General features: G+C 42.3%; 11 protein-coding genes. 4 read left to right on the top strand and 7 right to left on the bottom strand.

Annotated elements, in window-relative coordinates:
• Window position 1 precedes the first annotated feature (1 nt).
• The 3 genes from ABD930_RS00140 to ABD930_RS00130 all read right to left on the bottom strand — a co-directional run bounded on the left by ABD930_RS00140 (window position 2) and on the right by ABD930_RS00130 (window position 4,785).
• The gene (locus ABD930_RS00140; RefSeq protein WP_345229637.1) at window positions 2-2,980 is read right to left on the bottom strand and encodes a SusC/RagA family TonB-linked outer membrane protein; all 2,979 of its coding nucleotides are present in this window, start codon (window positions 2,978-2,980) and stop codon (window positions 2-4) included.
• A gap of 55 nt (window positions 2,981-3,035) precedes the next feature.
• On the bottom strand, window positions 3,036-4,124 hold the full coding sequence (locus tag ABD930_RS00135) for a FecR family protein (RefSeq protein ID WP_345229636.1): 1,089 nt from the start codon (window positions 4,122-4,124) through the stop codon (window positions 3,036-3,038).
• Window positions 4,125-4,188: 64 nt separating this feature from the next.
• Window positions 4,189-4,785, bottom strand: a complete 597-nt coding sequence (locus tag ABD930_RS00130; RefSeq protein ID WP_345229635.1) for an RNA polymerase sigma-70 factor — start codon at window positions 4,783-4,785, stop codon at window positions 4,189-4,191.
• A 168-nt stretch (window positions 4,786-4,953) separates the two neighbouring features.
• Here ABD930_RS00130 and ABD930_RS00125 point away from each other — a divergent pair, with 168 nt between their 5' ends.
• Complete coding sequence (locus ABD930_RS00125; protein WP_345229634.1) at window positions 4,954-5,886, top strand: hypothetical protein; 933 nt, start codon at window positions 4,954-4,956, stop codon at window positions 5,884-5,886.
• Window positions 5,887-5,902: 16 nt separating this feature from the next.
• On the opposite strand, the gene ABD930_RS00120 is transcribed toward ABD930_RS00125, so the two are convergent.
• Genes ABD930_RS00120 through ABD930_RS00105 form a run of 4 tightly spaced genes read right to left on the bottom strand, consistent with a single transcriptional unit; the run spans window position 5,903 to window position 8,463 of the window.
• Window positions 5,903-6,562, bottom strand: coding sequence for a response regulator transcription factor (locus tag ABD930_RS00120; RefSeq protein ID WP_345229633.1), 660 nt, complete (start codon window positions 6,560-6,562; stop codon window positions 5,903-5,905).
• Window positions 6,546-7,394 (bottom strand): sensor histidine kinase, encoded by an 849-nt coding sequence (locus ABD930_RS00115; protein ID WP_345229632.1) that lies wholly within the window; start codon window positions 7,392-7,394, stop codon window positions 6,546-6,548. Before ABD930_RS00115 ends, ABD930_RS00120 begins: the two co-directional genes overlap by 17 nt.
• Entirely contained in the window at window positions 7,391-8,035 is a 645-nt protein-coding gene (locus ABD930_RS00110) for a hypothetical protein (protein ID WP_345229631.1), read from the bottom strand. Before ABD930_RS00110 ends, ABD930_RS00115 begins: the two co-directional genes overlap by 4 nt.
• Before the next feature lie 2 nt (window positions 8,036-8,037).
• Window positions 8,038-8,463: a hypothetical protein gene (locus ABD930_RS00105; RefSeq protein ID WP_345229630.1), complete on the bottom strand. Its 426-nt coding sequence runs from the start codon at window positions 8,461-8,463 to the stop codon at window positions 8,038-8,040.
• Between the two features lie 209 nt (window positions 8,464-8,672).
• Between ABD930_RS00105 and ABD930_RS00100 the strand changes: the two genes are divergently transcribed.
• From ABD930_RS00100 to ABD930_RS00090, 3 genes are all read left to right on the top strand, one after another.
• Window positions 8,673-10,514, top strand: coding sequence for a carbon starvation CstA family protein (locus tag ABD930_RS00100; RefSeq protein WP_345229629.1), 1,842 nt, complete (start codon window positions 8,673-8,675; stop codon window positions 10,512-10,514).
• 130 nt (window positions 10,515-10,644) lie between these two features.
• The gene (locus ABD930_RS00095; RefSeq protein WP_345229628.1) at window positions 10,645-10,833 is read left to right on the top strand and encodes an RNA polymerase sigma factor; all 189 of its coding nucleotides are present in this window, start codon (window positions 10,645-10,647) and stop codon (window positions 10,831-10,833) included.
• Between the two features lie 559 nt (window positions 10,834-11,392).
• On the top strand, window positions 11,393-14,629 hold the full coding sequence (locus ABD930_RS00090) for a SusC/RagA family TonB-linked outer membrane protein (protein ID WP_345229627.1): 3,237 nt from the start codon (window positions 11,393-11,395) through the stop codon (window positions 14,627-14,629).
• Window positions 14,630-14,641 lie beyond the last annotated feature (12 nt).

The raw sequence follows: 14,641 nt of genomic DNA, 5'->3' as shown, positions 1-14,641 counted from the left end.
ATTAAAAGCTAAGTTGCACACCAAGGGTATACGTGCGGGTTGGCGGATATAGACCACTAAACCATTCTATCCCACCGTCGAGCCCTGTGATATTAACTTCAGGATCCAAACCACTATAGCCGGTGATGGTGGCTAGGTTGGTCACGGTTCCGTAAATGCGTAGTCTATTAAAAGCTTTGACATATTTCTTAAGTGGTAAGGTATAGCCGAGACTAACAGCATCAATTTTCAGGAAAGTTCCATCTTCTATAAAGTAATCACTCAGCTGTTTTTCACCAGTAATATGATCGTATTTGGTATAAGCTGTTTTAAGCACATTCAGGTTGTCTACACTTTTCAATCCGAAATACATATTGATGGTGTTGTATACATCAAAGTTAATCCAGCTGCGCATATTGACTAATAAATCCCAGTTTTTCCAGGAAAGTTGATTGTTCCAAGCAACGATCATCTTGGGCATATAGTTGCCGATATGCTGCTTATCGGCGGCTGTTTTTTCACTGGCAGGTATGACCTCTCCATTCTTATTATAGAGGAGAAAATCGCCGTTTTCGTCAAACCCGGCGCTTTTCCAGACATAGAAACTGCCAATATCGGTTCCCTCCTCAATGCGGATGGCTGTGCCCGGATTTCCCGGCGCCGGGAAATCAGCATAATCGTAATAGGTTTGATTACCCCATAGCGTCAGGATTTTGCTCTTATTACTGCTGAGATTGAGACTGGTATGATAGTTCCAATCTTTGTTTTGTACCACTGTGCCGCCTAACTCAAATTCCCATCCTTTATTTTCCAGGTTGCCAATGTTTTCATACATTTTCTGCTCTGTATAAGGAGGTTGGGGTACCTGTACGTTATAGATAAGCCCAACGACTTTTCTCCTGTAGGCATCGAAACGACCGGTAATCCGATTATTAAAGAGTGCAAAGTCTAAACCGACGTTCCATTCGCGTTTTTCTTCCCACTTCAAGTCATTGTTAATATTCTTGGTTTTACCGTAAGAATATGCCCATGTACCATCTGGTAATAACCAATAAACGTCTGATCCGTAAAGCGTAGCGGCATAATCGGCTCCAAAATTATTGTTCCCTGTGATACCATACGCTAAGCGCAATTTCAGGTCGCTTAACCACGAAACATCTTGCATAAAGGCTTCTTTGGATATACGCCATCCACCGGATAAAGACCAAAAATTACCCCAGCGGCTGTTGATGGCAAACTTGGATGAGCCTTCGTGACGGATGGTGGCGGTTAATAAGTATTTATCATCATATGCATAGTTGGCACGTGCATATAAGGAGAAAAGCCGTTCAGTAATGGATTTGTTGGATGACATATCCGCTTGCCCATCATCCAAAAAGGATCCTTCACCAATGTTCCAAACACCAATGGCGTCATTGGAAAAATTATAATTGGTCATGCCAAATTTTTCTCCATTGTATTCAAAGTAACTGTAGCCTCCTACTGCGTTGATGGCATGCTTGTTAAAGGTTCTGTCATAGGTGACATAACCTTCGGATGAGAAGTTTTCTGTCTTGCTAAATTCAAGATGGGCGGTTCCTTTTCGGCCATTCTCCAATTCGTCGCGGTGGTATTTCGATTGATATTCATGCAGCTCCCATTGCCGATGTTCATAACCGAATGTTTGACTAACAGATAGGCCCGGCACCGGTAATATGTTTAGTTTGGCGGTTACGTCAGGTTTAAACCATTTATCCAATCCATCGTAATCGTACAGCTTGGAATCGGCTAATACATTGTAATCCAACGATTCGTTTAGCCATATATTATAGCCGGTTTGACTACTGGGGTCATAGGGAGAACGGGTAGGGTTATTTCGTAAAGCTTGTTGAAAATTGGGGATATTATTATTTCTGCGGGCTTGCCGATAATCTACATGAGAAGCGATGGAAAGCCATCCATCTAGTAAATTGAAATTAGTGTTAATACGCCCTGCATAATCCTTGCGTGCATCGTCTACGGCCACACCCTTATTGTTGTTATACATTAAGGTGGCATACAGTTGGGCCTTTTCTCCCCCACTTTGAATGTTAATGAGGTGTTTTTGCGAAATGGGATGATCAACCAACAGATCGTCGAACCAATCGGTAGAAGAACCATAGTCTGTCCCGCGGTTATAGGCACGATACTCATCGGCCGTAAGGACTTCCGGCCGCTTAGAAACTTGTTTTAACGAGGTTTCACTCGTATAGCTAAAGCTTGTTGTACCATTTTTGGCAGCCTGTTTGGTCGTGATTAAAATAACACCGGCGGCAGCCCTTGTACCATAAATAGCACCAGCCGAAGCATCTTTTAAAACATCAATAGACTCGATATCTTCTTGCATAACGGAGCGGATATCACCGCCGGGCATACCATCGATAACCACAAGCGGTGTTTGACCTGCGTTTACGGAGGCTACGCCCCGTAATTGAAAGTTATTGCCTGAATTTGGACTCGCGTTGCCCGAGATGATCAATCCGCCAACTTTACCCTGCATCGCTGTGGCAATGCTCGATCCACCAACACCCATAGGTAGATCTTTTCCGGAAACCGATGTAATGGAACTTGTAACTTGTTTTTTGTTCATGGTACCATAACCCACGACCACCACTTCGTCTAATACGTCTGTGGAGAGGGTTAAACGGATCAACATGGAGTTCTGTTCGCCAGATCGGACGATGAAATTTTTTTCTTGATAAGGTTCATAACCTACTCTGGAAAAGTGCACGTCATAGACATCACCTATTTTTAGTCCTTTCAGTACAAATAAGCCTTGCTTGTCGGTTAACGTGGTTTGGGAGGTTACACCTCCTTTTTGCTGCGCCGATACGGTTACGCCTTCTAAAGGGCTTCCCTTGTCGTCTAATACCGTGCCCCTTACCTGAGCACCTTCCTGTCCCCAAGCCCATATGGAACTGCATAAACAAGTCCATAACAGAAACATGCGAACAAATGATTCATAGTTTACATTTTTTACCATAGTTTAATAATAAAAGGTTGTTAAAAAAGAAGGTTATATAGCGTTGTTTTTAGTATCAAGGTGTTGGAATAGGTGGCGTTTCTTTTAAAGGATAAATATAAATGACACCATTTCGCTGTATACAGTCCAAACCGTTCATTCTGGAAACAGCCTTTAGCAAAGGAAATAGCTTGTCATCAGGAGCGTAAGAACCAGTAAAGAAAATGGTTTTTAGTTTTTCTTCGTCATACACAAAATGGCGATGGAACCGGGCAGAGAGTTGTTCAAATACCTGTGATAAGGGCTCTTTCTCGAAATGTAGCGGTATTTTTGGTGCAAAACGTTCTGTCTGATTTGCCGATTGGCTATGTACAGGCGCAGGTTGTCTTATAGTACTTAGTTTGGCAAGTGCTTTTTTCTTGTCTATATTGAGTTCCTCCCCGGGTTTGAGGTAAATATTGTTCATTTGCAGGCCACTGTTTTTTTGTGAGCTCACTACTACTTTGCCCGATACCAATCGTATAGCAACTTGTTCCTGCCCTTTTGTTTGCACCACAAACTCCGTCCCGAGAGCTGTCGTCACGATACCGTTTGCGTAGACTGTAAAAGGTAATGTATCCAGCTTGTGTACCTTAAAATAAGCTTCTCCTTCCAGTTGAATATTGCGATTGCTGATTCCGAAACCTTCGTGGTAACGTATGGACGATGCACTTGATAGCTTGACAATTGATTGATCAGGCAAGCTTAGCGCTATGGTAGTTGTATCGCGGTTTACCGTTTTAAATATTTTTGCTGGTTGAGTTGACACCGTTTGTTCTTTTGTGCCTGTTTGTAATCGAAAAAGAATGATAGCAGCTATAAGAGCTAATATAAGGGAGGCTGCTACACGCATGGACCACGCATACGCTTTCCGTTTTTTTTCTGTGATGAGTTTCAGATTGATTTCCTCTTCAATTGCCTGATTAATTCTGACCCAAAGCCGCTGCGCTTGTTCATCTTGCCATTGAGGCTTTGTAGACACATCAATATCTTCTAAAAAAGCTTTATTGAGTGTCTCTTTCCAATCATTTCCATGATGATCCAGCCACGCCAGCAGATATTCCATTTCTGCTGTAGTAGCTTTGCCCTGCCAGAATTTTTCTATTAAATGATTTATATCTTCCATGGTTCGTTGTATTGTAAATACGCAACGAGGTAGGATAGGGGGATAAAAAAAGTAAAGAAATTTTTTAGCTAAGGTAGCACAGCAGTAAAACGATACCAGCGGTGCCGTAAGGGTAGGTAGAGGTAATATACAATCGAATAGCTTTATTCGATTGCTTGAGATAATCTTTCACAGATTCGGGTGTGATTCCCATGCGTTCGGCCACTTCTTCTTTTGTTTTTCCTTCGAAACGGCACATGCGATACACGGCTCGTTTTCGTGGAGAAAGACGATTAACGGCCTCTTCTATAATGGCAAGCTGCTTTTCAAAGTGCTCTTCATCTACTGTTTCTTCCAATGCAATTTGCTCAAATGCCTCTAGGGATTCGACATGTGAAAGTTTTTCCTTGATTTTATGCCTAAGAAAGGTGATCGATTTATGATAACTTACCATAAATAACCAACCGCCAATTGATTTTTTAGGGTCTAACGTTTCCCGTTTTTGCCACAGTGTAACAAATACATCCTGTAGAATATCTTCCGCATGGTCACTGGATTTCACAATTTTCATGATATTTTGGTAAACCGCCCGACTATATTTTTGGTATACGTCGTTAAACGAGCCTACTTTACCAAGCAAAAGATTGGCGATCTCCTTTTTTTCTGCTGCATCTTCATGCATAAATTCTATACTTGTGACTTGACAAAGTTAAAAAAGAAAACAGCAAATAAAACCCTACCTAAAATAGGTAGAAATACGGGTTTACCAAGTTGGGTGTTTATACGCTAAAAAAAGACGGTTAGCACGTCTAGATTTGTATCCATGGCTTTTATGAAACACAGACTCATTATGGAACAATCAATGCGATCTCCTAAAGGAGGATCAATTATGCTAACAGCATGTGTAAACTGGCATCGACATAGTTTGTCCTATGCGTTGCAAAAAATGGTACATCGCTATTATGATCACAAGGGATGGACGTACACCAATTTGTTGTTCAAATCTTATCGTTTCAAAGCGGAGAATGTGGTGGTATGCCTGAACCAACTGGTTAAGCTGGTGGATGCATGGCGCTCCGACTTGGTTGAGCTGCCACGGAATAAGCGTTTTCATACCGATAGTCGTATGAAGAACCTGACAACGGATGGTACCTTAATTATGCAACGTATTAAAGCTGCCTTGACGGCGACATATGCCCAAGCGGTAACCGATCATCACGATGGCTTACAACTGGCTTTGGTAGATCTGCCGCTGGTTGGTAAATTAACCTTATTTTGTGGCATTTCTTATCAGGTGTCTCCAACAAACAAGGCCTCTTTACCTGAAAAAGCGACTGGAATTGGTGATGTTTTATTTGCTGTTTATGCACGGGAAACGGATGCAGATGTGAAAGAGGAAGATGGTTTAGCCCAACAATTGGCCTTTACCGGTCTGGAAATAACCGATATTAACCATCAGCTGGTGGCTATGCGCGAGCGGCAGGCAACGTATTTGGCTTTAATGCGGCAGAAAGAAGGGGTTAGCGTAAACGCAAAGAAGCAGGAGTTTGATATGGTTATACAGTTTGTTCGAAAGAGCTTGAATGATTTATCAGCACTTTATAGAAGTTATAAGCAAGTAGAAGAGTTATTGGAGCAGCTTTGTGGGCGATTGAATTTTTCGGATTTCGGTATACCCGAGCCTCCAGATGTGTTATCGCTGTCGGTCGCTGATCTGTTTGATGCCAGTGATGAACCGTTGGCCAAACGTTTTATTGCCATGCGCATGCATGGTATAGGTTAATATTGTTCGCGATAAATTAGTCGGTTAACAAGTCGAAAAGCTGATGTTTAATCGCGTAAACGACTAAACCTGCGGAATTTCGGCAACCCGTTTTAAGTAACAGGTTATTGCGGTGTCCTTCGACCGTCCGGATACTGATGAAGAGTTTTTCAGCTATTTCTGCTGCGGTAAATTCTTGACAAATAAGCTGAAGAACCTGAATTTCCCGTTTGCTGAGTGTATGAATGGAAGTATCACCGGCACTTTGACCACGATGATGACGAAGGGCCTCCAAGGTGGCATGATCCATATAAAACCCATGCTGAAATACGCTGTGGATTGCCTGTTTAAGGGTAGCAATAGGGCAATTTTTGTGTAGGTAGGCAGAAACACCCAAGCCGATAAGTTTCGCTACAAGTAATGGACTATAATTGACGGTTAAGATCATGATCCGGATTTCAGGATAGCTTTGCTGGAGTTCCTTGGTTAACTCCATGCCGTTCATGCCAGGCATAGACATGTCAAGTAGGGCAATATGAGGTAAAGAAGATGCGTTGGAGAGGCTGATTAAGAAATCATGAGCATTGGCAGCTTCTTGCACGACCTCCAAACTGGGGTCTAAACATAGGGTGCTTACAAGTAAATCCCGTAGCAAATGCTGATCATCTATTACGGCGAGTTTAATAGGAGGCTGCATAGCTTTTGGTTTGGGTGATGGTTAACTGTTGGTCTGCCGATATCGGTTGGTCAACCGGAATGGAGAATTGTAGTCTGTAACCGCCATCGGTAAAGGGTGTCGTCTCTTTTTGACCACCTAATACTAGGAGCCGACTTTCGATATGTTGCATGCCGTGACCAGCAATTGTATTTTCAGGATCAATACCTTTACCATTGTCTTGATAAGTTATCCATAGCTGATCGGCTTCATGCATCAATTGGATATGGATGCGGTTGGCATGTGCATGTCGTAAGGTATTATGGAGCAGCTCTTCTAAAATCCGATACAGATTGATGGCTTGTTCTTCCTGGAATTCGTCCAATACCTGTCGCGCACCATCCGTCATGGATAGGTCTACCTGATGCTGGGCAGCAGCTTTTTGGCAGAGCTCTTCCAAGGATTCACTAGGGCTATACAAACGGTGGATCTCTGGGGACAACTGATGCGAGATTTGGCGACAAGATTGTAGCAATTGATCGAGTTGACTTCGAAAATCGTTAAAAAAGCTAGTCAATTCCGGTGATCGGTGTGGATGTTGTTCTTCAAAATAGCTCATACGTAAATGAAGCATGGTTATGGCACTGCCCATACTGTCATGGAGGTCTCTACCAATGCGTTGACGCTCTTGGTCTTGGGAGCGAACAGACGCTTTGATCAATGCTTGATGATGCAGCAGTTTTTCTTCCTGTAGTTTTTTCTGCTGTCTGGCAATTTTTTGCTGACTCTTGTGAAAGAGAAAAAAAAATCCGCAAAGGGCTATGGTGAGCCCGATGAAAATAATGGCGATTAAAACAACAGCGTTATCATTCATTTTTTACAGGTTTGATAAGCTTTGGTAAACAATAGGTACATAACCAATACCATGGTGGCATGGAATATCCAGAAGGCTTGACGGATGGATACGTCGAAATGGACTAAAAAAATATTCGATAAACTAAACTGTATAAGGGAGCTTAGAAAATAAATGATCAAACCAATCTGTATCCAGTAGTGCGCCTCTTGCTTATGGTTGGAGAAAAAACTGCCAATTCCGCGATACAGATAGATCATGCTGTACAGCGGTATTAGCAGGGATTGCAAGGGTCTGGTATAGGTGTTGAAGTAGTTAATAGATTGTAAAAAGAGTGCATTTACGATACAAAAAATAACATAAACAATTGCTATCCAAAGAATCACCCGTTTCATCCATTTTTCTTGATAGAGGAAATAAAAATACAGGGAGATGAGGGCCATCTCTATGGCAGAGTAAACATGTAATAGCCATAGGTTGTTATGCCCACCAAAAGCTAATACGGAGGCGGTGAAATTAAGCAGCCCTGCGAAAACAAGATAGCTTAACATAATTCTTAACGGCCGGTCGGTGTACGCATAGTTTCTAATGCCCGAACTAATGGGCAGTAAAACGCTAATAGGTACAACTATAGCTGTATAAAGCAAATATGGCTTGGGCATGGCTAATAAAGCGGACTGTCGTCATCACAACAGTCAGGACAAGGCGTAGTAAAATCATAAATGCTTGATTTTTTTCCTTTGGCATCTTCGCCTGCTTCTCCTGTAGTTATTTCCAACACATCCCGGCCGTTTTTCCCATCTTTTTCCACTGGAACTAAAATAAGCTTCACGTGGTGAAGTGGGGTATCATCTGGGCCTTTTTCCTTTTCTAGTGCAAAATAGGCACGAACCCCAATAATATTTTTATCTTTCCATTCCAGCTGGCGCAGCGCATCAATATCTTCAAAGGGTATAAAAGCACCTCGGTTCAAGGTTTTAAATACATAGTCGCCGCTCTGCTTTTTCAGAAATTTACGCCAACGTTTTGTTAACTTTTGAGCTTTTTTAAGCGGAATACGGTTTTGTTTGCGGTTTGTACGTGTTTGCATGGCTTATGTGTTTTATGATAGGTAAAGGTAACGAATCGCTTGCATTTTGCAAATGCCCTGTTCCTTCTTGGCTTTCTTATCTTTTTCCGCTAGCCTACCTTTCACCGGCTTATTTGTATGGTTAGGGAAAAAGAAGAAGAAAAAAAGGTCCTCATTTTCCGTTTTAATTTTGTAGCTTCACCGCTTTATAAATCTACTGCTTATTATTCATGGAACTGTTAAACGGCGTTAATGCACTAACCTTAGTTTTTACTTCTATTCTACTTTTTGCTATTGCTTATCGTTTTTATGGTATATATATAGCGAATAAAACATTGAGATTAAGTAATCATTATGCTACACCGGCTGTTGAGTTTGCCGATGGTAAGGATTATGTGGTTACTAACAAACATGTGCTTTTTGGTCACCATTTTGCCGCTATCGCTGCCGCAGGGCCACTGGTAGGCCCAGTGTTGGCGGCACAGTTTGGTTATCTGCCGGGCACACTATGGATACTGATCGGTTGTGTATTGGGAGGCGGGGTACACGATATGGTGGTTTTGTTTGCGTCTGTACGGCACAAAGGACAAAGTTTGGCTACAATTGCCTCAAAGGAAATCGGAAAGGTAACAGGCACGGTAGCGGGTTTTGCTATTTTATTTATCTTGATTTTAACGCTTGCCGGTCTTTCCTTGGCTTGTATCAATGCAATGCACGAAGCATCATGGTCGCTTTTCACGGTATTGATCACGATGCCCATAGCCGTTATTATGGGCCTGATCATGCGGTATAGGGCCAATAGCGTGCTTTTTGCGAGTATACTTGGTGGAGTATTGCTGCTGGCCGGCATTATTGGCGGCCATAACTTGATGCAGCATGAAGCGATCAATCAATGGTTTAGTTGGGACCTGAAAACCATTTCTTTGGCTATCCCGGCATATGGATTTGCTGCTTCAGTATTACCGGTATGGTTGCTGTTAGTGCCGCGGGACTACCTATCCACTTACCTCAAAATAGGCACCATTGTCATGTTGGCGATAGGTGTAATTTTTATACATCCTACCTTACAAATGCCGGCGCTCACTTCTTTTATTCACGGAGGTGGCCCTGTTATTGCCGGACCGGTACTTCCTTTTATTTTTATTGTCATTGCTTGTGGTGCTATATCCGGTTTTCATGCCGTGATTGCCACAGGCACAACGCCCAAAATGATTGCCCATGAACGTGAAATTTTGTTTGTGGGTTATGGCGCTATGTTAGTAGAAGGTTTTGTTGCTTTGATGGCTTTAATCGCTGCGTGTACGTTGGTGCCTGGAGATTATTTTGCCATCAATACGCCGAAAGAAGGATATGACGCTTTTTTGGCAGCTCATCCTAATTTACATGGTGTGGAAATCGACTATTTCTCGGAGAAAATTGGGCTAGACCTCCATGGAAGGACGGGAGGAGCGGTTTCACTGGCGGTGGGCATGGCGCATATTTTTAATAAGATTCCGGGGATGGATACGCTCATGGCCTATTGGTATAATTTTGCGATCATGTTCGAGGCTGTTTTTATACTCACCGCGATTGACGCAGGGACACGTGTAGGCCGCTTTTTCTTACAGGAAATGTTGGGCGGTGTTTGGCCGAAGTTCCACGATAAAAATTGGACACCGGGAATTGTGATCAGTAGCCTACTTTTTACTTTTGCCTGGGGATATTTGGTGTATACCGGTAATGTGAGTAGCATCTGGCCGTTATTTGGGATCAGCAATCAGCTGCTGGCTGCTTGCGGACTAATTGTTTGTACGACCATGCTTCTTCGCCTAAATCGGGGTAAACATGCGCTGTGCGCGGCCATACCGGGTGTCTTTATGGCGTGCACTACTTTTTGGGCGGGCTATCTTCAAATTACCGATAGCTACTTACCCAATAGACAATATTTACTAGCCATCCTAGCAGCGTTGGCCATGTTATTAATGCTGGTCGTGTTTGTTGGCGCTTTTCGAAAATGGTATCACTTGCTACAGCTAAATCATCAGGAAATCGATTTTTATGGTGAATCGGTTAAGGAACTGGTGGAGCGTTGATGCTTTTGTCTAAATAGGATAGACTTGGACGAAACAGCCAGGAGGCATAGATTTGTTTTATTTATAGACACTGGTTATCTTTGCGATGTAACAACTTACCTTTCCCATTATTTATTGTTGAGGTCCAATTATGAATTTATGGAATGATCAAAAACTATTGTCATTAGTAGCTGGCGGAGATCGTAAAGCATTTAAGCAGCTCTTTAACACTTACCATCAAAAGCTAGCCTTATTTCTGTATCGTTTAACACGTGACCGCTGGCTTGCGGAAGAGTTAGTGCAAGATGTTTTTGTGAATATTTGGCACCGTAGGGATTAGATCATTGCCGTACGCCGAATTCTAAAAGCGTTCTATCAATAGGCTTTATTGCGCTTGATTTATAAAAATCACCTTAGCAGAGAGGTAAGTGAAAAGGGTATATCAAGCGATGGTATATCGACATATTAGGATACCAAACAAACGTAATGGAAGGATTCCTGTGGCTTCGGTGTTGCTTTTTATAGGTATATTTTGGAGATCTATACTTTTTTGGTGTGTTTTTTACACTATTTGTTTATGTTGTTGCATTGTTTTTTGTAGTATGTGTGCTTTTTTTGAAAAAAATATTGTTTTTTGTTTTTTTTACCAATTTATATTTGATTATTTGGCTGTTTATTTTGTTTGTGTGATTTTGTTTGTTGTTTAAGGCGTGGGTAAATTGTGTTTTTGTGTAAAATTTTGTGAAAAATTTGGATTGGTATTCCGTTTTATTGTTAAAATACAGTCGTTTTAGGTTAAAATATGGGTAACGTTGACCATTAAAGTAGGGTATATTTGACTGTAGCTTTTGAAATAATTCAAAAAAGTTTAACCCAATTTAACAAAAACACACAAAAACATGAAAAAAAGAAGCTTTACACTCTTGCTTTTTAGTTTTTTCTTGTCGGCCAGCGTTTACGCACAAACAGTATTGCGTGGGCGGGTTGTCGATAAGGAGAAACACCCAATTCCTGGGGTTTCCATATCCCTGGAAAATGGATCCGGTACCTCCACAGGGCCTCAAGGAGAGTTTTCGATTACCTACAGCTCTCCAGGAAAATTGAAAGTATCCGCTATCGGCTACCAAACCAGGGAAATATCGATCTCCAATCAGACCAATTTGGAAATCGTTTTGCAAGACGAAGATCAAACATTGGATGAGGTGGTGGTAACGGCTTTGGGTATTTCACGGGAAAAGAAGTCTCTGGGATATTCGGTGCAAGAAGTTAAATCGGAGGATCTGACGAAATCTGCACAGCTAAGCGTTACAGGGGCGCTTTCCGGCAAAGCTGCAGGGGTCCAAGTCAATCAGTTTGGCGGAACAGTAGGAGCCTCTGCCCGCATCTCCATTCGTGGAAACTCTTCTATGAAGGCGGAGCAACAACCGCTTATTGTGGTAGATGGGGTTCCGATTAACGGGGATAGCCAACGTTCCGGTGACAATACCTATAAAGGTGTTGATTACGGTTCGGGTCTGAATGATATCAATCCGGAAGATATTGAATCGATTAATATTTTAAAAGGTGGTTCGGCTGCCCTTTATGGGATGCGTGCAGGGAATGGTGTTATTCTAATTACCACCAAGTCCGGAAAAAATGCAAACAATGGGGTGAGCATTTCGTATGATGGTAATTTTACGCTGGACCGTGCCTATACTTATCCAAAGTTGCAAAATTTGTATGGTCAGGGCCACGACGGCGATGAATACCATTATGGTTTGGATGGTGGCAGTTTGAGCTATCAGGACTATGCTGCCCAGAATAGTTTTGCCTATGTTGATGGTACGGGAGAAGACGAGAATAGTGTTAATGATGGTTTTGATGAATCTTGGGGCCCCCGTTTAGACATTGGTTTAAAATTACCCCAGTTTGATAGTCCGGTAATAGATGGCGTGCGTCAAGCAACGGATTGGGTTTCGCATCCGAACAATGTGAAGGAATTTTTGCGGACGGGTTATTCGATGAACCATAACCTATCCGTATTGTCGCGTACTGATAAGTCGAGTACCAGAGCATCATTGTCTTATCGTGATCAGAAAGGTACCGTTCCGAACACCGATCAACGGAGGTATAGTCTGCAACTGAATAATAACATGAGCATCAGCGATAAAGTTTCATATGATGTAATGGGTAACTATTCCAGAACAGAAAGCGATAATATGCTCAACCAGGGTTATGAAGGGAATAATCCGATTAACGGATTCATCTGGTCTGGCCGTCAAGTGAATATGGCCAGTTTAAAGGCCAATTGGGACCAGCGGGATGAGAAAGGCGATTATACCTATTATAACTGGAACACGAGCTATCATATCAATCCATTCTTTAATGTTTATGAAAATACCAATAGCTATCAGCGGGATAGATTTTTTGGAAAAACCTCCTTGTATTATCAACCCCTTGAGTTTTTGAAGTTTGAAGGTAGGGCAGGTTTTGATTACTATGGATCAAAAGCCTTGGAAAAAAATTACTACAACACTTCTTATCGTGAAGGGATGTTCAGGGACATCAAACAGGATAATACCGAATTGAACTTGGATTTTATTACCTCTTTCAATAAACAGTTGAACGATTTCAACTTGTTTGCGATGGCAGGAGCCAACTATCGGGATGCGAAATGGTCAAGAACGATGCAAGGTGCGGACGCGTTAACCGTATTGGGTGTTTATACCATTGCCAATAAGAAAGGAGACGCTATTACCGAAATGGACCATACGCATGTCCGGTCTAATTCCGTGTATGCATCGGCATCTTTAGGTTGGCGAGACCAATTATACGTCGATGCCAGTGCGCGTAATGATTGGAGTTCAACGGTTAAGGACGACTTCTTTTATCCTTCGGTTAGTTTAAGTTGGTTGCCAACGACAACCTTTCCAAGCTTAAGTGGGCCAGTGTTGTCTTTTTGGAAATTAAGAGCTGGTTGGGCCGAGATAGGTGCGGGAACGGAGGCCTATCAGAATCAATTATATTATTATCCCCAAAACAATTCCTTTGATGGTGTAGCACAAATGTACAAAAGTATGGTCTATCCAAACGAGAACCTAAGACCCGAAAATACTACTACGTGGGAAGTGGGTACGGAATTAGGGTTCTTAAATGACCGGTTGCACGCCGATTTTACCTATTACTACAAAAAAACAACCGATCAGATCCTAAATGTAGCTACGTCCAATGTGGTAGGGTTTAATCGGATGGTTTTAAATGCGGGAGAAGTACAAAACAAGGGTATTGAATTACTAGTGTATGGCGATATTTTGAAAAAAGAAAATGGCCTGAATTGGCGGAGTACGGTAAATTTCTCCAAAAACAGGAGTAAAATCATTGAGCTGTATCCACAGTTGGAACTAGAAGATTACCAAATTGGTTGGACTTGGGGCATTGCTACAATGGCCAGAAAGGGAGAAGCCTGGGGAATGTTAGTGGGTCCTGGGTATGACCGTGTTGAAGATGGTCCCATGAAGGGAGCGATAAAAGTAACTTCCGCTGGCTTAGTTAGAAGTAAGGATAGTCAGGATATAGGGAATATCAATCCAGATTTCCTACTGAGTTGGCGTAATGATTTTACCATTAAAGACTTCACCTTCGGCTTTATGCTGGATATGCGTAAAGGAGGCGATATCTGGTCGCAAACCATGAGCCATAGTTATGCAGCAGGTACGGCAGCTATTACGGCGGAAAACGGTATTCGCGAACGGCAAATTATTGCAGGTGTAGATGTGATGCCCGAAGAGCGTTTTGCCATGCAGGCAGCGGATGGCTCATGGGTAGAGAATACAATTGCTACCGATGCGCAAACATGGTATGAAACTGGAGGTATTGATCAGATGTATGTATTTGACGGATCTTTTCTGAAATTACGGGAAGCTTCCATCACCTATACCGTTCCGCAGCGATACCTACAACGATTTAAAGGGATAAAACGGGCCAACATATCCCTTGTTGGATCAAATTTAGCCTTACTTTGGGTAGATAAATCCAATACCTTACGGCTTGACCCAGAAACGGGCGGCGTGTCAAGCGACAGTCGGGGTGTGGGCTTCGAACAGGCATCGGTACCAACATCCCGGAGTATCGGATTGAAGTTAGGGGTTACATTTTAATAGCGAGAAGAA

The sequence above is a fragment of the Olivibacter ginsenosidimutans genome, assembly GCF_039542865.1.
GTDB lineage: Bacteria > Bacteroidota > Bacteroidia > Sphingobacteriales > Sphingobacteriaceae > Olivibacter > Olivibacter ginsenosidimutans.
The sequence above is the reverse complement of the archived record's forward strand: the minus strand, read 5'-3'. Positions and strand labels throughout refer to the sequence as shown.

Bases quoted from the DNA above. Each gene is read 5' to 3' on its own strand.
- ABD930_RS00140 (WP_345229637.1), bottom strand. From the start codon at position 2,980: ATGGTAAAAAATGTAAACTATGAATCATTTGTTCGCATGTTTCTGTTA.
- ABD930_RS00135 (WP_345229636.1), bottom strand. From the start codon at position 4,124: ATGGAAGATATAAATCATTTAATAGAAAAATTCTGGCAGGGCAAAGCT.
- ABD930_RS00130 (WP_345229635.1), bottom strand. From the start codon at position 4,785: ATGCATGAAGATGCAGCAGAAAAAAAGGAGATCGCCAATCTTTTGCTT.
- ABD930_RS00125 (WP_345229634.1), top strand. From the start codon at position 4,954: ATGGAACAATCAATGCGATCTCCTAAAGGAGGATCAATTATGCTAACA.
- ABD930_RS00120 (WP_345229633.1), bottom strand. From the start codon at position 6,562: ATGCAGCCTCCTATTAAACTCGCCGTAATAGATGATCAGCATTTGCTA.
- ABD930_RS00115 (WP_345229632.1), bottom strand. From the start codon at position 7,394: ATGAATGATAACGCTGTTGTTTTAATCGCCATTATTTTCATCGGGCTC.
- ABD930_RS00110 (WP_345229631.1), bottom strand. From the start codon at position 8,035: ATGCCCAAGCCATATTTGCTTTATACAGCTATAGTTGTACCTATTAGC.
- ABD930_RS00105 (WP_345229630.1), bottom strand. From the start codon at position 8,463: ATGCAAACACGTACAAACCGCAAACAAAACCGTATTCCGCTTAAAAAA.
- ABD930_RS00100 (WP_345229629.1), top strand. From the start codon at position 8,673: ATGGAACTGTTAAACGGCGTTAATGCACTAACCTTAGTTTTTACTTCT.
- ABD930_RS00095 (WP_345229628.1), top strand. From the start codon at position 10,645: ATGAATTTATGGAATGATCAAAAACTATTGTCATTAGTAGCTGGCGGA.
- ABD930_RS00090 (WP_345229627.1), top strand. From the start codon at position 11,393: ATGAAAAAAAGAAGCTTTACACTCTTGCTTTTTAGTTTTTTCTTGTCG.